Annotated in this window: 20 protein-coding genes, 1 tRNA gene and 1 pseudogene; 4 read left to right on the top strand and 18 right to left on the bottom strand. The window is 43.1% G+C overall.

The features are described from left to right. Positions 1-9 precede the first annotated feature (9 nt). From ACN0QW_RS05670 to ACN0QW_RS05645, 6 genes are read right to left on the bottom strand one after another with little or no spacing between them, the layout of a single operon-like run. Positions 10-321, bottom strand: a complete 312-nt coding sequence (locus tag ACN0QW_RS05670; RefSeq protein ID WP_417429530.1) for an HNH endonuclease — start codon at positions 319-321, stop codon at positions 10-12. Continuing rightward, positions 314-670: a hypothetical protein gene (locus ACN0QW_RS05665; protein WP_417429528.1), complete on the bottom strand. Its 357-nt coding sequence runs from the start codon at positions 668-670 to the stop codon at positions 314-316. Before ACN0QW_RS05665 ends, ACN0QW_RS05670 begins: the two co-directional genes overlap by 8 nt. Further along, positions 661-2,193 (bottom strand): terminase large subunit domain-containing protein, encoded by a 1,533-nt coding sequence (locus ACN0QW_RS05660; protein WP_417429526.1) that lies wholly within the window; start codon positions 2,191-2,193, stop codon positions 661-663. The genes ACN0QW_RS05665 and ACN0QW_RS05660 overlap by 10 nt, the downstream gene beginning before the upstream one ends. Beyond that, positions 2,186-2,686: a hypothetical protein gene (locus tag ACN0QW_RS05655; RefSeq protein WP_417429524.1), complete on the bottom strand. Its 501-nt coding sequence runs from the start codon at positions 2,684-2,686 to the stop codon at positions 2,186-2,188. The genes ACN0QW_RS05660 and ACN0QW_RS05655 overlap by 8 nt, the downstream gene beginning before the upstream one ends. After that, complete coding sequence (locus tag ACN0QW_RS05650) at positions 2,683-3,180, bottom strand: hypothetical protein (RefSeq protein ID WP_417429522.1); 498 nt, start codon at positions 3,178-3,180, stop codon at positions 2,683-2,685. Before ACN0QW_RS05650 ends, ACN0QW_RS05655 begins: the two co-directional genes overlap by 4 nt. Continuing rightward, on the bottom strand, positions 3,180-3,476 hold the full coding sequence (locus ACN0QW_RS05645; protein WP_417429520.1) for a hypothetical protein: 297 nt from the start codon (positions 3,474-3,476) through the stop codon (positions 3,180-3,182). The genes ACN0QW_RS05650 and ACN0QW_RS05645 overlap by 1 nt, the downstream gene beginning before the upstream one ends. 525 nt (positions 3,477-4,001) lie before the next feature. Here ACN0QW_RS05645 and ACN0QW_RS05640 point away from each other — a divergent pair. Next, a tRNA-Glu gene (locus tag ACN0QW_RS05640) sits at positions 4,002-4,077 on the top strand. Between the two features lie 74 nt (positions 4,078-4,151). Here the strand turns inward: ACN0QW_RS05640 and ACN0QW_RS05635 are convergent. Beyond that, positions 4,152-4,697 (bottom strand): YceI family protein, encoded by a 546-nt coding sequence (locus ACN0QW_RS05635; protein WP_417429518.1) that lies wholly within the window; start codon positions 4,695-4,697, stop codon positions 4,152-4,154. Between the two features lie 33 nt (positions 4,698-4,730). Between ACN0QW_RS05635 and ACN0QW_RS05630 the strand changes: the two are divergent. Then, a pseudogene (locus ACN0QW_RS05630) lies at positions 4,731-5,164 on the top strand (YceI family protein); the annotation flags it as partial. A 104-nt stretch (positions 5,165-5,268) separates the two neighbouring features. Here ACN0QW_RS05630 and ACN0QW_RS05625 read toward each other — a convergent pair. The 4 genes from ACN0QW_RS05625 to ACN0QW_RS05610 form a co-directional block, all read right to left on the bottom strand. Beyond that, positions 5,269-6,003, bottom strand: a complete 735-nt coding sequence (locus ACN0QW_RS05625; RefSeq protein WP_417429516.1) for a hypothetical protein — start codon at positions 6,001-6,003, stop codon at positions 5,269-5,271. 168 nt (positions 6,004-6,171) lie between these two features. After that, positions 6,172-6,465, bottom strand: a complete 294-nt coding sequence (locus ACN0QW_RS05620; protein ID WP_417429514.1) for a hypothetical protein — start codon at positions 6,463-6,465, stop codon at positions 6,172-6,174. Positions 6,466-6,568: 103 nt separating this feature from the next. Beyond that, on the bottom strand, positions 6,569-7,432 hold the full coding sequence (gene fghA / locus ACN0QW_RS05615) for an S-formylglutathione hydrolase (RefSeq protein ID WP_417429512.1): 864 nt from the start codon (positions 7,430-7,432) through the stop codon (positions 6,569-6,571). 92 nt (positions 7,433-7,524) lie between these two features. After that, positions 7,525-8,634 carry an S-(hydroxymethyl)glutathione dehydrogenase/class III alcohol dehydrogenase gene (locus ACN0QW_RS05610; protein WP_417429510.1) on the bottom strand — a complete coding sequence of 370 codons (1,110 nt, stop codon included), beginning with the start codon at positions 8,632-8,634 and terminating at the stop codon, positions 7,525-7,527. Positions 8,635-8,871: 237 nt separating this feature from the next. Between ACN0QW_RS05610 and ACN0QW_RS05605 the strand changes: the two genes are divergently transcribed. Continuing rightward, entirely contained in the window at positions 8,872-9,675 is an 804-nt protein-coding gene (locus ACN0QW_RS05605) for an alpha/beta hydrolase (protein WP_417429508.1), read from the top strand. A gap of 38 nt (positions 9,676-9,713) precedes the next feature. Here ACN0QW_RS05605 and ACN0QW_RS05600 read toward each other — a convergent pair whose 3' ends face one another. The 6 genes from ACN0QW_RS05600 to ACN0QW_RS05575 all read right to left on the bottom strand — a co-directional run bounded on the left by ACN0QW_RS05600 (position 9,714) and on the right by ACN0QW_RS05575 (position 16,618). Next, positions 9,714-10,163 carry a CoxG family protein gene (locus ACN0QW_RS05600; protein WP_417429506.1) on the bottom strand — a complete coding sequence of 150 codons (450 nt, stop codon included), beginning with the start codon at positions 10,161-10,163 and terminating at the stop codon, positions 9,714-9,716. 94 nt (positions 10,164-10,257) lie between these two features. Next, on the bottom strand, positions 10,258-11,619 hold the full coding sequence (locus ACN0QW_RS05595) for a TRAP transporter large permease (protein ID WP_417429504.1): 1,362 nt from the start codon (positions 11,617-11,619) through the stop codon (positions 10,258-10,260). Continuing rightward, positions 11,619-12,161 carry a TRAP transporter small permease gene (locus tag ACN0QW_RS05590; protein ID WP_417429502.1) on the bottom strand — a complete coding sequence of 181 codons (543 nt, stop codon included), beginning with the start codon at positions 12,159-12,161 and terminating at the stop codon, positions 11,619-11,621. The genes ACN0QW_RS05595 and ACN0QW_RS05590 overlap by 1 nt, the downstream gene beginning before the upstream one ends. A 92-nt stretch (positions 12,162-12,253) precedes the next feature. Further along, positions 12,254-13,234, bottom strand: coding sequence for a TRAP transporter substrate-binding protein (locus ACN0QW_RS05585; RefSeq protein ID WP_417429500.1), 981 nt, complete (start codon positions 13,232-13,234; stop codon positions 12,254-12,256). Between the two features lie 246 nt (positions 13,235-13,480). After that, a complete protein-coding gene (locus ACN0QW_RS05580) occupies positions 13,481-14,878 on the bottom strand; it encodes a sigma-54-dependent transcriptional regulator (RefSeq protein WP_417429498.1) in 1,398 nt (465 codons plus the stop codon). Between the two features lie 9 nt (positions 14,879-14,887). Further along, positions 14,888-16,618, bottom strand: a complete 1,731-nt coding sequence (locus tag ACN0QW_RS05575) for a sensor histidine kinase (RefSeq protein ID WP_417429496.1) — start codon at positions 16,616-16,618, stop codon at positions 14,888-14,890. A 355-nt stretch (positions 16,619-16,973) separates the two neighbouring features. Between ACN0QW_RS05575 and ACN0QW_RS05570 the strand changes: the two genes are divergently transcribed. Further along, the gene (locus ACN0QW_RS05570; RefSeq protein WP_299379861.1) at positions 16,974-17,216 is read left to right on the top strand and encodes a hypothetical protein; all 243 of its coding nucleotides are present in this window, start codon (positions 16,974-16,976) and stop codon (positions 17,214-17,216) included. Here the strand turns inward: ACN0QW_RS05570 and ACN0QW_RS05565 are convergent. Further along, on the bottom strand, positions 17,213-17,389 hold the full coding sequence (locus ACN0QW_RS05565; protein WP_417429494.1) for a hypothetical protein: 177 nt from the start codon (positions 17,387-17,389) through the stop codon (positions 17,213-17,215). The genes ACN0QW_RS05570 and ACN0QW_RS05565 overlap by 4 nt on opposite strands. Positions 17,390-17,444: the final 55 nt, after the last annotated feature.

Here is a 17,444-nt window from a genome sequence, read left to right as displayed (position 1 = left end):
CTTAACAGGTTAAAGCTGCATATCTCGCAGCAGATCACGCCACTTTTGACGTTTTTGAGGTAAGACACTGTGCCCGACCTCAATTCGGGTTTTCTTTGCATGGCAACGCCCGCAAAGGATTTGTAAATTTGAAAAGGTGTAAGATAGTTCTGGGTGTGTACGGACTGGCTTGATGTGATCGCATTCAAGGCGCATATGTGTCCCGCAACGAACACAAGCCCAACCATCACGATCAAGGGCTTGCCTACGCAAAAACCGCCAGCGCGGGCCACGGGTAACGGCCCTAGAATATCGAGCGTATTCCTTGCGCTTATTAGTCATTACGAACCTGCAATTCCCAGAAAATGACCTCTCCCGCAGGGGCTAGGGGTGAAATTCTGATTATTCGGAATAAGTCGCCGTCTATTCTCAAGCGATCCGTTGTTGCTGGATCCAAGGTCAGACCATCCACAGACATTAAAAGCCGTTGATCGCCTACGTCTAAAAAGCCGCCGGCTATTAATTGAAGCTCAACCGCATATGTCGCAGATAGCAGCGCAACGGGGTGTTCTGTATCCTCTCCCGGAATAGTGCCGCCGCCGCCGTCTGGAATATCTTCCCCTGGGCGTAATAACGTCGCCGTTTGCCCATGTTTATTAATTAATCTTGATGCAATTTCTTTTAACCCCATGCTAACCGTCCTTTCGATTGATTAGGTGCACGGCGCATTCTTGCGCCCTCCGAAACAGCAAGAACCGTTGCCGCAACCGGGTCTATGCGTCCCTTTGATCTGCCCGCCGCTAATTTGTGATTTCCTGCCGGATCAACTAGGGTTATTGCGTCCGAAAAAGCCGATCTAAGCAGTAGTGAAGGGATCGTTTTTACTTCCCCCTCAAAGACTGCCCGCCGTAGTCGTTCGCAATCTTCCGAGCCGTCTTTCCATCCAAACCCGCGCCAAATAAAAGGCACTCGATCAAGGCCAGCATCCCGCAGGGCTTCCAAAAATTCAGCATGCCGGAAACGATCACCCACGATTGAAGCGGGTATTTGTCCATCAAGCTTTTCAACTACGTCAGCCATAAATCGGGACACGGGAACAGTAGCCGCGCCCATTGTCACCAGTTCGCCGCGATCTTTCATTTCGACATAACGCCCGGCAACACCATCAGCTTGCCCGCGATCTGCAAGGCTTGGCGATGCCGGAAAAGCCCCAACACATTCCAGCCGTCCAGTTTCAGGCCAGTAAAGAGAAGCCGCAGACATTGACCGCGACCCCCCCAGATCAATACCTAGAACAACCGGACCAAAACGCTCTGGAAGATCATCGGGTGAAACCTCGCAAGAAAGCCATTCATCAACCGTCAGCAGAACCGATCTATCATCGGATGCAACGCGCTCATTACGGTTTAAGTTTCTAAAGCTGGATAATGCTGAACCGCCTCTTGCAATCGCTCGCCTTGCTTGTGCAACCAACCAATCAGGGGAAGGGCCAATTCCTTCCTTTGCCCCCGGATTTGCAACCAAAAGACTTTCAAGATCGTCAGGCGGTAAACCTTGGTCTGGGCGGTGTTCTTGAACAAATGTTCCCAGCGGCGGTTCATCCAACCACCTAGAAAATGTATTTGCATCATCTGGCGCGGATGTTGAAATTATTAACGCTCGCCCGTCACGTTTGCCTAAACCTGATAGGATTGCATTTTCAAGGGCGTCCCCTTTGTCCCGTTCCCATGCTGCGCGTTCGTCCAAGATCGCAAGGGTAGGCGCACCGCCAAGAATAGATTTTCCATCTGCCGCAATAACACGAGCAAGGCCACCGCCTTTTTCTTGTGTTTCAACTTCCAATTTTGAACCACGACGGATAGAAAAGGTTTCTTGTTCTTCTTCTGGAAGCCCTTCAATAAAGCCTAAAAGAAAGCCAAAAGCCGTTTTTGCTTGGTCCCTATTACGTGCTGCGAAAATAATCTCTCGTTTAGGCTGGCAAGCAATCTCACCCATTAAATGCCCTAAAGCCACTCCCGCAGATAAGGCCGTTTTAGCGTTTCCCCTGCCAATGCTTAAACAACCAGTTTCAACACCCTTGGCAAAAGCCCCGCGAATAAAACCCTTTTGATAGGTCGCCAATTTTAAAGGTTTTCCAGCAAGTCGCCCTTCTGGAATAATCAATCTCGGTAAAAATCTAAGAGCTTCCAAAGCCTCTTTTGACGATCTAGCCATTAACTCCCAAGCCTCCCTTTTTTTTTATTTTTGTTATTGGGAGTAAGCGGAAACATTTCGTCCCGACTGCCAGACAATCTTTTTTTTCTTTTTTTTGATTTTCCGATTTGTATTTTATCGGGAGAGGGAATTGAAAACTCCCCTCAGCGGTCCCTGCTGCTCTCCAATAAGGGGCCATTGGGACCATTTCAGCCAAGGCAACCCAAATAGGCGCAAGCAGCAAGATCGCGTTATTAAGTGAGCCAATCAAAACTATCCCAATGGCCAAGCTAATTAAGATGGCACCAATTGGATTTATAATTTTATTGATGGGTGTATGGTATATAAGGATGTCACCAAAATGATGACAGGGTAGGGGTGAAAAAGGGCTAATCCTGCTTAAAAATGATGACAGGCCGTCACCAAAATGATGACAGGGTAAGGCATAACCGTCACCAAAATGATGACAGGGCCGTCCTAAAAATGATGACAGGGTTTTAATTTTATCTATCACGATTTACCCCCTTTCAGACTAACAACGTTGTCAGGGGTAATTGCCGTTTTGCCGTTCGTGCCGCTTGGGTTATTTGTTGCTGATTTTATAGCGGGGAAGTCGTGGCCCTTCTTCCAATTAAGATATAAACGCCGTCCGACATTAGAACCGACAAGCGCAATCTCTGTTAGCTCATAACTTGGGGATTGTGCCGCGCCACCTGTTCCTAAGCATGCCCCCTCAGTCTGGACAATGAATCCTTTCGCTTGCAAGTCGAGGAAGGCACGCGCTGCCGTATTACGGTTACACCCTAGGCATTCAGCCGCTTGCCTTACCGATAGGCGTAATTTGCCGTTGTTGTTGCTTTTCGGCCCATGCCATTCAAATTTCAACCAAGGATAAAGGGCCTGAGCTGTGGTAGATAAAGACCGCCAAGCATCCGTTTGCATGGTGGGACGGATCATCTTGGTCCAATGATCTGGACGGCCCTGTTCGTTTCTCTTATCGCGCCCCATTACTGCACCCCCTTTCGGGCGTGCTCAAACTTATGATGCGTTCGGCAAAGCCACTTAACTTTAAGCGGGCGTGAATAATCGGGGTGGTGCGCTTCTGCTTTAGGATCGCCGCAACATTCGCATGACTGGCGTTTCAGGTTTCCGTTACGCAATGCTGAATAAACGGCTTTATGGGCCGCATATGCTTTTGGGTTACGGATGCGCCAGCGTTTCTGACTGTTAAGTTTTTTAGGCTTATCAGTCATGCCGCCACCCCACAAAAGTGAAGCAAAATAATAGCTGGCGCCCCGTCCCATTCTGGGCTATCTTTTGGGGGTAGACAGCTGTTTTCCATAGCGTCTTTATCCCCGGTTGCGAGTGCGTTCGCGCCGGGGTTTTTATTTATTTGATTGTCTGGATTGTGTCCCGTTCCGGTGGGTAAGCCATTGTTCTCTATACGACCGAAAAGGCGTAGTGTGTCCCGTCCGGTTCGTTGATTTTGTTGAGAAATATGGCTATTGTTGCAATCCCGTAGGGGTCGCCATTCGGTTCAAATCCGCTTTATAGCGGCTTTTTTGATTCTAAGACGATACGAATCTCTCGCTCCAATATTCTTTATCCAATTTACTGACGTTAACCGAAACGATTCGTATATTCTACTAAGAGGGCAGGGGTAAATTCAGCTAATTGATTGTATTCATCTGCATCTATCTTGCTGAATTTAAATCCAAAATTAATCATTTTTGGAATTTTTTAAAGAAAAATGAAAAAAACGAACTTTATATGAAAAAGGTGCTTGCCAAGGGTCCCTGAAATCGGTAATTACTTGCTCACCGAAAGATGACCCCTTCGTCTAGAGGCCTAGGACACCGCCCTTTCACGGCGGCAACACGGGTTCGAATCCCGTAGGGGTCGCCATTCGGTTCAAATCCGCTTTATAGCGGCTTTTTTGATTCTTGTACTATATGCCCTATGTCCCTGTTAATATAAGATTATCCCTGCGGCCTTAGAGCTTGTATCTCTATATTCAACGTAATCTTATCAGATATAAACGGCAGTCCTTTGGTAATGCCAAAGTCAGATTTATTAATCTCTGTGTTCACACGATAACTCAGCTCATATAATGGTGTTTCTTTAGAGTTCACCATCCTTGCCACCCATTTTATTTCTTTTGTAACTCCATGAAGCGTGAGGGGCCCCACGATAATAATGTCATCTTGTGGGGTCCATTCAAAACTATTGCTTTGAAATATAATCGTTGGAAAGGCTACCCTATCAAGAAAGTCGACACTTTTTATCTTGTTCTCAATATAAGTACTGTTGTTATGAACAGAGCCCGATAAGACTGTAATATTGATGAAATTCTGTTTTTGTGAACTTCGGCTAATAATAGCTTTTCCATTAACCGTTCCAAAATCTCCGGTTATCCGCCTTAAACCCAAAACCTTTAAACCAAAGTCAATTTTTGTATTTGTGCTATCAAAGTAACCACTGGCCAGAGCCAATGTTAAAATCAAGATGCGATATAGTAACAACACCCACAAGCATCTAGGGTTTTCAGATTATTCGGCAGGTTCAATACGATAGAAGCGTCTTTAGATTTTGATCCTCAAAACCCCAAGACGACAAAGCTTTTTTCAAAGGTTGAGATCTCAAGCCTAGATGTCAATAACGACGATTTTGAAACGGAACTTAGAAGTACCAGCTGGTTTGATAGTAAAAATCCCCCCTTGCCTATCTTGAAAGTACAGAGATCATACCTGTCAGTGACACAGAATCTGAAATGAGAGCAAACTTAACCCTAAAAGGTATTACACCCCCCATTTCAATGATTATAAAATTTAATGGTGGACCTGTAAATTTTCTAACAGGGAAAGACACTCTTGTTTTTTTTGCAACAGGAACAATTAGACGGTCAGATTACAATATCTCTAACCTCGTCCCGGCGATTGGCGATGAAGTCACACTTCAAATATCTGCAGAATTCTTAAGAGACAACACATAAAACGATTTCACTGGCACCTTTAAAATTAAGCAATACAGGCAATTTACAGCTAAAATATAGAAATAACATTAAGGTATGTCAGCAGTTATCCAACGAAGGAGATTCTATAAGCCAGATTTAGTAGACGATATTTCTTCAATATAATCAGTTCGTAAATTTGCTATAGTTCCATCGCTTTGCATTTCGTCTAAAACTTCTGTTAACTCTGGAACTAAATGCTTGTTTTTCTGATGTAGGTAATGAAACAACGGATAGGTCTGGATAACATGGTAGTAGACAGGCCTTTTCATTTCTTTCTCAAAATCTTGGGTCAGCTTTATGCTTGTTAGGCGTGCAAGAACAATGATGTCACATCTATTAAGGCCTAAATTATAAAAAAGGTGTTCATTTGAATTATTAACATCAACTTTCATTTTTTTGGTACCCGCTTCGGCAAACTTCACGCCGTTTCGAATACACACACGGTATGGCGCTAAACTTTGCCAGCCCTGCAAAGATATTTTGGGATTTGTTGTAATGGCCACACCTTCCATTATTCCTATGGGAGTAGGGATCATCATAAGATTTTTGTACTTTAAGTGGATATTTTTTATTCGATATAATTCGCCATCAACCCTACCTGAATTCGCAACAGCCAAAGATCTTGCTGCGGGTAAGGCGGTAAATTTTACGGCTAGATCTAACCGTCTGTATGCCTCTTTCATCACTCGCTGACTAATCGTCGCATAAGAAGAGTTTTCTATACCGGTAAAGACGAGAGATTCTTGCGCCAACATAGAAGATGGCCAAAGTAAAAAGAGTAACATTACTGACTTATAAAGCTCTTTTTTTATCCCCATTCCTCACCCTAATTAATCAGATAAGTACATGATTGTAACATACATTAACCATATCAGAAAACAGTGATACTTCGTGCCATGAACAGGTATTTTCTGATTAATTAAAATTTTTAAACATAAAAAACACCGTGCTCATAAAATAAACACGGCGTTTGTTCAGTATATTTTTTAGCTTAGTGAAGACAGCGAAATATTAGAGATTAAATCCCCTAACGCCTGAGCTTTTGCCAATACATTGGAATGGGTATCGATTGCGCAATACCAATCAGAAACCTTTCCGAATGCACATATAAGATTAGTGTTATCTGGGGTTAATACAGCGACGACCTGTTCCCCATCTTGGGTTGCCAATGGTAAGACTTCACCAATGTGGCCACTTGCTATATTGTCTTTATAAAAAGACTGAATTAATTCAACATCTTGTGGTGACAAGCTATCACCATTTACGAGTACCTTGGACATACTTTGCCTCTTTCATCTAATACTACCTGTATTACGAACAAGATAATGGCACGAAATTTATGACCAAAATCTTTACAAGAGGCAAAATTTGTTATTTTTTGTCTTATGACAACCCTGCAACATGGTGCTTCAGATGATCTTCGATAAAGGTCGCCATAAAGAAATAACTATGATCATAACCGTCCTGCATTCTTAATGTCAGTTTTTGACCTGTTTTTTCACAAACTTCCTGTAAAAGTTCTGGCTTTAGCTGTTCCACCAAAAACGTATCCGCGCTTCCTTGATCAACAAGAAGAGTAGCGTTCGATGGTGATTCTTTTACTAACTCTGTTGCATCATATATGGCCCATTTGGACTTATCTGCCCCCAAATATCCACTGAACGCTTTTTCTCCCCACGGACAGCTCATTGGTGCACATATTGGCGCAAACGCAGAACAGGTTTTGAAAAGATCTGGGTTTTTCAGATGAATCGTTAATGCACCATGCCCCCCCATGGAATGCCCAGTGATTCCCTGCCTATTCATATCTGCAGCATCAAAATTACTCGCAATAACATCCTGTAATTCCTGCGTTATATAGCTGTACATATTATAAGAACCGAACCAGGGTTCTTCCGTAGCATCTAGATAAAACCCAGCACTAGAACCAAAATCATAGCTGTCATCTTCACCTGGAATATTTTGATTACGTGGCGATGTATCAGGCGCAACAAAAATTACGCCCAACTCACTTGCCATTCGTTGTGCACCCGCTTTAACCGTTACATTATCTTCCGTACAGGTTAATCCCGAAAGATAGGTGACGACAGGAACTTTATTTCCATTTAATGCTGCAGGCGGCAAGTAGATGGCAAAACGCATTGCCCCGTTACACACTTTTGAAGAGTGACTGTAAACGCGCTGAAAACCACCAAACATCTTGTTTTCACCAATAAGTTCAAGATCGGTAATGTTGAGTTCTGTCATGGGAAAGAAACCTGATAACAATAGAAGAATACTTTAAGACAAAAAAGAAAAGGGACCCTTCATAAAGAAAGGCCCCTCAAGTGTGCATGTAATTAATACAGTACGACAGATCTGATTGATTCACCACTATGCATAAGATCAAATGCAGAGTTAATATCGTCCAACGGCATTGTGTGGGTAATCAAATCGTCGATATTGATCTTACCGTCCATGTACCAGTCAACAATTTGCGGTACATCTGTACGTCCACGGGCACCACCAAAGGCAGTTCCCTTCCAGACGCGTCCTGTCACCAATTGGAACGGGCGGGTCGCGATTTCCTGTCCCGCGCCTGCAACACCAACGATCACAGAGACACCCCAGCCTTTGTGGCAACATTCAAGTGCCTGACGCATGGTGTTCACGTTACCGATACACTCAAAAGAATAATCAGCCCCGCCATTTGTCAGATCAACAAGCGCCTCGACAACATCACCGTCAATATCTTTTGGGTTAACAAAATCTGTCATCCCAAATTTTTCGCCGAGTGCTTTGCGGTCATCGTTCAGATCAACACCGATGATCTTGTTGGCACCAACCATCCGGGCACCTTGGATGACATTTAAGCCAATGCCACCAAGGCCAAAAACAACAACATTTGATCCTGGCTCAACCTTGGCCGTATTAATCACGGCACCAACACCCGTGGTAACACCGCACCCGATATAGCAAACCTTGTCAAAAGGCGCATCTTCACGAATTTTTGCTAACGCAATTTCCGGAAGAACACTGTAGTTCGCAAAGGTTGAACAGCCCATGTAATGGTGCAACATCTTTCCGTCCATGGAGAAACGACTTGTACCATCAGGCATCAGTCCCTGACCCTGTGTAGAACGTATCGCCTGACAAAGGTTGGTTTTCGGGTTTAAACAGTAATCACACTCGCGACATTCCGGTGTATAAAGAGGGATCACATGATCGCCCTTTTTCAAGGAAGTTACGCCCGGGCCGACTTCGACAACAATCCCAGCACCTTCGTGCCCCAGAATTGTAGGAAAAAGACCTTCAGGATCTGCCCCGGAGAGAGTGAAATAATCTGTATGACAAACACCCGTTGCTTTCATTTCAACAAGAACTTCCCCATGGCGAGGTCCTTCCAGTTGAACGGTTTCAATTGTCATAGGCTTGCCAGCACCCCAGGCGACCGCAGCACGAACATCCATAATTTATCACTCCCTGATAACTTCGGTAAATTTATCTCTGTTTATTCATTAACACGACTGCCATAGATGGCAATAAGGAATTAATCAATATAAGGTATGATGACATAAACGCGTTTTTTCATGTCATTTCCCGACAACATTTGTCGTTCAGATACTATATATAAATTCGTAAATATGAAGTACTGATCTATAGATCTTATAAAACAAGGTATTAGTATGCGTTTCAGGAGCCAGTTAATGAACTTTCTAATTTTTGCTGCAACATTCTATACACTGGTACTGGTCGGAATGTATCTGTTGCAAACAAAGCTGGTTTACCCTGGTTCAGAAATACGCGCCAAGCCCGAACTATACGGCGGAGTAGGGGTCCAGGAAATTACCCTAACAACATCTGATGGGATAGAACTGACCCATTGGTACCAGCCATCCAGAAAACCGGGCTATCCTGTAATTATTGCTTTCCACGGTAACGCAGGACATACAGGTGACCGCGTGCAAAAACTGTCTTACTTAACGAAACTTGGATACGGCTTGTTTCAAGTCGAATACCGTGGATACGCTGGTCATGGCGGAACACCTTCAGAACAAGCTTTTAAAAACGACGGCTTGGATGCAATAGAGTGGTTAAAAAGCCAAGGTTATACCGATGAGCAATTGATAATGTACGGAGAATCTTTGGGCACTGGAATGGCGGTCTGGCTTGCTTCACGACATGCCGTCAAAGCAGTTATACTCGAAGCGCCTTATAGCTCTATTGCAGATGTTGCCCAATCAAAATACTGGTTTTTACCTGCACGTTTTCTATTGAAGGATAAATGGAAATCCCATGAAGCAATAAAGGATGTCAAAGCACCTGTCTTTATTTTCCATGGCGAAAAAGACGGCGTTATTCCTGTTCAATTTTCTCGTAAATTATTAAATGCAGTCCAAGGTGAAAAGCAGGCAACTTTTTTTGAAAAGGGATTTCATATGGACCTTTATGACCATGGTGCTGAAAAAGATGTAACGGCTTTCCTAGAGAAATATGTAAGTTCTCAGTGAATATAATAGATATACAGCGATACTTACGGTCGGATACTCTAAGATTTTTTACTAATCACCTCATCAAACCGCGCAAAAAAATCATCTGCGAGCTTTTGTGCGGTTTTTGTTACAAGTTTAGAAGCCATCTCTGCAATTGTTCCCTGCATATCGCCGCTGGCATGAAATTCCAGTAGAGTTTTATTATTTTCTATAGGGTGTAGGGTTACATTTGCCCGCCCTTTGGCCATTCCAGCCAGTTTTCCTTTGCCTTCAGCGGACATCACATAAGAATTTGGAGCGTTAATATCTGATAAGGAAATCAAACTTTCCAATCGAGGCCTGATAAAACCTAATTTAAAAGAAAAGACCGCTGTAAATTCTGTATCCGAATGACGGATAGCTTCGTCACAACGGGGAATAGCCTGTCTTAAAATCTGTGGATCATTCATCCCGGCCCACACCCTGTCCCTTGGTGCGTTAATTATGTAGCGGCCATTCATTTCCATTAACTATTCATCCCAAAAAAATACAATTAAGAAGATGCCATAAATAAGAAGATGTCATAAAAAAGAGGAGCAATTAAGCTCCCCTTTCTAAATGTTATTTCTGTGCGCCGTATACAAGATCCGGCAAGAAAGTAGAGATGATAGGTACATAGGTAATCAATATCAGGAAGACCAGTAAAATCATCAACCAAGGCAAGGCTGCTTTTACAACTTTTAAAATTGGCATTCCCGTTATCCCGGCCGTCACAAAGAGGTTCAGGCCAACAGGGGGGGTAATCATACCGATTTCCATATTAACAACCATGATGATCCCCAGATGAATAGGATCAATACCAAGCTGCATAGCGATAGGGAACAAGATAGGTGCCATAATCAACAGAATAGCTGATGGTTCCATAAAATTCCCGGCAATGAGCAAGAGAATATTCACAACAATCAGGAACATCCAAGGCTCAAGGCCTGCCTCTAGAATGGCATTGGTGATCGTTTGCGGAATGCGCTCGGTCGTTAGCACATGGGCAAACAACATTGCATTAGCCACAATGAACAACAACATGATCGTAACTTTGGATGCTTCCAGAATTGTTTTACGAACATCTGCATCAAACACACTCTTGGGGATAGCGATCAAATAATCACCCACCCCTAAATCAGAAGCATCACGTCCTTTAAGTGGACCCATATCACGATAAACAAAAACAGCGATCACAAAGGCGTAGACAGAGGCAACAGCCGCAGCTTCGGTTGGAGTGAAGACACCGCCATAAATACCGCCCATGATAATCACGATGAGCATCAGTCCCCAAATTGCATCACCAAAGGCAGCGAAGACTTCTGCACTGGTTGCTCTGGGGAGACGAGGGAGCTTTTTGACACGTGCGGCAACATAAATACCGATCATCAGCATCAAGCCCGCAATCAGCCCAGGAATAACGCCAGCCATAAACATACGACCAACAGACACATCCGTAGCAGCAGCATAAACAACCATCACAATAGATGGCGGGATAAGGATACCAAGCGTACCTGCATTACAGATCACACCAGCTGCAAACTCTTTTGAGTAGCCAGCCTTTTGCATACCCGCAATAACGATAGAACCAATGGCAACAACAGTAGCCGGCGATGAACCTGAAACAGCAGCAAACAGCATACAGGCTAAAACCGATGCCATTGCCATGCCACCTTGCAAGTGCCCCACACAATCCATTGCAAAGCGGATTAATCGACGAGCAACACCGCCCGTTGAAAGAAATGCGGAGGAGAGGATAAAGAAAGGAATAGCCAGTAACGTATAGTGTTCCATCGTTTCAAAGAATTTGAGTGAAATGGAACCTAGCGAGTCATTTGAAAAGAAAATGATCGTTGTCAGACTTGCCAGACCAAGGGAAAACGCAATCGGCGTCCCCAACAACAGCAAAAGGAACAATAGAGTAAAGAGAACAAGAATGGCCATTATTTCTGTTCCTCACTCATATCGTCTTCTTTAAACTGCTCAATAGCATCCTTACTTTCATCTCCTAGGATTGAAAAGTCCTCTTTGGCAGTCAGAATACTCCAAAAAGCCTGAAGTAACCGGAAAATTACAAGTCCCATACCGATAACAAGAATGGACAAAAACAACCATTTTTGTATGGGCATATCATGGGTCTCAATGCCAATTTTTTTTAATTTACCGACATAGATCCAACCACCGTAAAACATGATACCTGCATAAATGACTGATGCTGTAACCGCTAACAAACCAAAAACCCGTTGAATCGGTGTTTTGAACAGCTTAACAAAGGCGTCGACACCAATATGAATATGTGTTTTCACACCATATGAAATACCGAAAATAACAAGCCATGCGAATAGGTAAGTCGTTAGCTCCAACGCCCACAAAGCCCCGCTGTTAAAAACATACCGAGCTACGACTTGCGAAAAGGTGACCAAGACCATCGCTGCCATTAGTAGGGAGATGAAGCTTTCCTCAATTAGCGTAATGAATTTGCTCATGGGACACTGCTTCCAGATAAGATAAGGGGCTTAGCTGTTGCCAGTAAGCCCCTAAATATTAGAAATCAATCGATTTTCAAATCAAACGTGGATTAGTTTGAAGCCAGGGCTGCATCGATCATATCTTGACCGATATCACCTGAGAATTCTTCCCAGACAGGGGCAAGTTTTTTACGCCATTCAGCTTTTTGTTCGGCTGTCAAAGTACGTACGACACCACCGGCATCAATAACTTTTTGCTTGTTGGTCTGGTTAATTTCAGCAGAGATTGCATTACGCTCTTGAGAAACTTCTGCAAGAATACGTTCTAGATCAGCACGAATATCGTCTGGAAGACTATCCCAAAACTCAGATGACGTCACGATTAAGTAATCAAGGATACCGTGGTTACTTTCGGTAATTCCATCCTGAACTTCGTAAAATTTCTTCGTGTAGATGTTGGACCAAGTGTTTTCCTGACCATCAACGACACCTTGTTGCAAAGCACCGTATACTTCACTAAACGCCATTTTTTGCGGGTTTGCGCCAAGTGTTTCAAAATTCGCAACCAAAACATCAGATGTTTGGACACGGAATTTCAAACCATCAGCATCTTCAGGCTTGATGAGCGGCTTGTTGGCAGAAATTTGCTTCATACCATTATGCCAATATCCGAGGGCACGAAGACCACGGTCTTCCATTGCGCCTAGCAACTCGTGACCTTTTTCACTGTTTTGGAAACGATCAACAGCCTCGATATTATCAAATAGGAAAGGCAGGTCGAAAATACGATATTTTTTGGTATATTTTTCAAACTTAGAAAGTGACGGCGCTGCCATTTGAAGATCACCGAGCAACAATGCTTCCAACGCTTTGTCATCATTATAAAGAGTTGAGTTAGGATATACCTGAACCTCAACCTTACCTGCTAATTCTTCATTAACGCGTTTTGCGAAAAGAGCAGCAGCTTCCCCTTTTGGGTGGCCAGTTTCTTTTGTCACATGGCTGAGTTTAATAATGATAGGTTCTGCCTGTGCAGCAAAAGCTGAAAGTGCAACACCTGCAGCGGCCACAAGAAGAGTAAGTTTACGCATGAGTATCCTCCCATAGGATAATTATTATTTTTATAAACTGAAACTACAAAGAACTTTGTAGATAACGATCACTCATTACCAGACAGTATAACAGCAAAGCCTGTGCCAGTTTAATATTTCTGTAACCATTTGATATATATTAAAATATTTAAAACAACATAATAGCACTAGCAAGTATCTGCCGAATTCAAACTAGTTCATCGGCAACAATCCGCCGATATTGATCAAAAAACATAACTTCAGCACTTACTCATGGTCACTTCTTTTGAGGTTATACTTGGCCATCTTTTCGTTCAGTGTCCGTCTTGGAATGGAAAGTTCTTCAATCACTGCTGATACATTTCCCTTATGCCGTCCCAAAGAAGCAAGTATAACATTTCGCTCAAATAATCGTACCTGTTCTATAAGGGGGAGAGTTGTTCTTGCCTGACTTTCTTTTTCACTGTTTAAAATGATCGATAGCTTTTCCTCAGGAGGGCGTGTTGACAAGGCATAACGCTCTGCCGCATTTCGTAATTCACGTACGTTTCCCGGCCAATTATGGGCCATAAGACTGGCTATACCTTCGGGGCCCGGCATTTCGATTTCCCGCCCAAAAGTCTCGGCTGCACGTTTTGCCAAAAGCTTGAATAAAATTGGCAAATCATCTTTACGTACCCGTAAGGGGGGGATTGCCATCACGAAAGTTGCAATACGGTAATAAAGATCTTCCCGTAATCTACCCGAGGCAATCGCATCTTCGGGCAGTTCCTGAAGGGCTGCTATTAATCTGAATTGAACAGGTCTGGCAACGTTCCCCCCCAAAGGAGTTACTTTGCGCTCTTCCAAAGCCCGCAAAAGTTTTGCCTGAAGATCCATTGGCATCGAGGACAATTCATCAAGGAATAAAGTACCACCATTTGCAGCCTCCAACTTTCCCATTCGTCTTGATTGGGCCCCGGTAAAAGCTCCTTTTTCATGGCCAAAGAACTCGCTTTCCGCCATTTGTTCAGGAATAGCAGCACAGTTAACGGCAACAAAATTCCCGCTGGGGTTTTCACCAAACTCGTGAAGACAACTGGCAACAACTTCCTTTCCGCTACCTGTTTCGCCTTGAATAAGAATGGAAGCATTGGTTGGGGCAATATCAATGATATCCCTTTTAAGTGCTCGCATAATCGGGTTTGCGCCGACCAAACGTGCATCAAGACCTTCGGCCGCAACAAGGTCTCGTTTCAGTGCACGGTTATCCAGAACAAGAGCGCGCTTTTCCAACGCTCTTCTAACGATATCCAAAAGGTGTTCTGGCTCGAACGGCTTTTCGATAAAATCATAGGCTCCATTTCTCATGGCCTCAACAGCCATTGAAACATCACCGTGTCCCGTTACAAGTACCACCGGAATATTGGCATCAATATTTTTTATCTCTCGTAACAAAGAAAGGCCGTCCATTCCTGGCATTTTAACATCAGAAATTACAATCCCTTGATAATGCCAATCCAGATTTTCAAGTGCTGATCGTGCATCTTGGAAATCGTCAATTTCAGAGTGTCCAGCCAGCTCAAGCCATTGTTTTGTCGAAACCCTTATTGCTCTTTCATCATCAACAAGCATAACCGGACCATCAATGACGGCTTGATCATTTTGCTCTTCAACTTGTGCCATTTATAAAATCTACTTTTCTATATAACGGGGAAAAGACAGAACAAAACTCGCTCCGCCATCTGAATTATTAGACGCATGTATCTCACCTTTTAAATCTTTTATAATGCCATAGGTAATCGACAGGCCAAGTCCCAGACTTTCATTATTCGATTTTGTCGTAAAAAAAGGATCGTAAAGTTTGCTAAGGACATGATCTTCGAAACCAGTTCCCGTATCAGAGACAATCACATTAACACGATCACCAATAATAGAGGCTTCGACATGCACAACCTTCACACCGTTCATTCCCTGCATTGCATCAATGGCGTTTCTATACAGATTAACAAAGACTTGTTCTAATCTTGTCTCGTCACCTGCAATCAACATTTTTTCTGCTGCCACATTTATCAATACATTGATGCCCTGTGTTTTAAAAACAGGCTGCACCAAATGAGAGGCTTTATTTATCGCCTTTCCAATATCAGTAGGCTTTATTTTTAATGATGACTTACGAGCAAAATTTTTCAACTGCCCTGTAATCACCCCCATTTTTTCAGTTAAAGACGATATTTCAGTCAAAGATTGATCAAGGTCGCAGTCTTTATCCTCTTTAAGGAAAGATCCACAATTTAAAACATTATTCTGTATAGCAGCAATCGGTTGATTTATTTCATAAGCAATCGCGGCTGACATTTGACCCAATGCTGCTAACTTACCTGCTTGTACCAATCCGTCTTGTGCCGCTCTAAGCTCTTTTTCGGTTCTTCTTCTCTCTTCAATTTCTATTTCAAGCTGCTGGTTTATATCTTCCATCTTTTCGGCCTCTAAAGCCCGCCGGGTTGAAATAACTTTTTGACGTCGCTCTCGTATAAACAAGGCAAGCACGAGTAACGTGATCATAACCCCAATACCTATCGCAACAATTTTCCGTTGGTTTTCGGTAATAGAGCCGATAGAAACAAGATAATGGATTTTCCAATTTGTATTTTCTATGCTTTGAATAGTTTCCAGATATTTTTTACCATCAACTTCCGTGGCAATGTCACCAGCGATACCCGTTTTATCCGTACTAAGTATTTCGAATGTGGAATCTCCGTACTGTTTAATACGTTTCAACTTTTGTAATTGCACATCAGAAATTTCCCGTAAGCTCTTGTAAAGCCATTCTTTTTTACTTGCTAAAAAAATAATTCCGTTGTCGTCCGTAATCAAAACATTCTCACCGCCATCATTCCACTGTTGCTGTAAGGGTGTCAGATTTACTTTAACAACCGTCGCACCAATAATACTGTTATTTTCATAAACAGGATGAGACATAAAAAACCCAGGGATGTCGGATATCGTGCCGATTGCAAAAAAACGACCTTCGCGGCCTTCTATCGCATCCTGAAAATAGGGGCGAAAAGAATAGTTGTATCCGACAAAACTTGTATCCTCCTGCCAATTTGATGACGCCAGTGTATTTCCTTGCTTGTCCATGATGTAAAGGACATTGGCTTCGGCCTTATTATTTGTTTCTGCAAGGTATCTGCTAACCTTATTGGCAAAGAACGTATCATTTGAAAAGGTTGTAAGAAGATCTTTTACATCTTCATTTCCTGATAACACAAAGGGAAGATATCGATACTTGTCCAACTCACCAAGCAGGTTAGATTGGTAGAGGCTTAAACGCTCTATGGACGTTTCTCTTAGCTCCAATGCTGTAGAAGCGCCTAGCCAATAGCTTGCTAATCCAACCGCTAATCCACTGCTGGAAAACACAAAGATCCATCCCCATATAACTTGCCGAGAAAACTTATAAGCAAACGAAAACATGTATTACATCAGACCTATGGAAAATTTGTCACTATACAGTGAAGTGAGGAAAGCTCTGCTTAGCCATTCATAGAGCTATCTTACTTGCTATATTCAGTAAATTAAAAGCTTATACGTTTTGACATTGGAAGTTTAACAACCGGCCACTAATTAATAATTTGTCTATTAATCCATTAAAACCCGAATTCATTAACCCCACTGGGACACATTAATAACACATGAATTTACCAAAATAGATACACGACGACTATCCGTCGTAACTTTATAACCATTTACATTAAACAACTTTCATGGGCTGGTTATGACAAAAACGATCAAACATCTTGCAATCATCTTAACAGCAACGCTTTTTCTAGGCGCCTGTAGTGGCCTATCCAACACACAGCAACGCGTTTTGAGTGGTGGTGCTATTGGTACTGGTGTTGGGGTGGTTGGAACCGCCGTCACAGGTGGTTGCGTGACTTGTGGCGCGGTTATTGGCGGTGCCGTAGGAGCAGGAGCTGGATACCTTGTTGATCAGCATGAAAAAGGGAAACTTCCTTAGAGAATAAACTTACCCCGCTCATTTTCAAAAAAAGTATTAAGCCAATCCCAGATGACACGAACTCTGGGGTTTTCCAGTACTTCACTATGGGCCACAAGCCAGTAATCACGTTGTTGGCTTGTGATTTCCTCTGATACACGGACAAGGCTGGTATGGCCTCTGGCATAAAACACTTGTCCTCAAGATCAATGCTGCACCGGTAAACTCAACAACCAACACATTGCCTAT

This window comes from Kiloniella sp., from assembly GCF_048259265.1.
In the GTDB taxonomy this organism is placed as follows: domain Bacteria; phylum Pseudomonadota; class Alphaproteobacteria; order Kiloniellales; family Kiloniellaceae; genus Kiloniella.
Note: the sequence above shows the minus strand (reverse complement) of the source record. Positions and strands in the feature narration are given on the sequence as shown.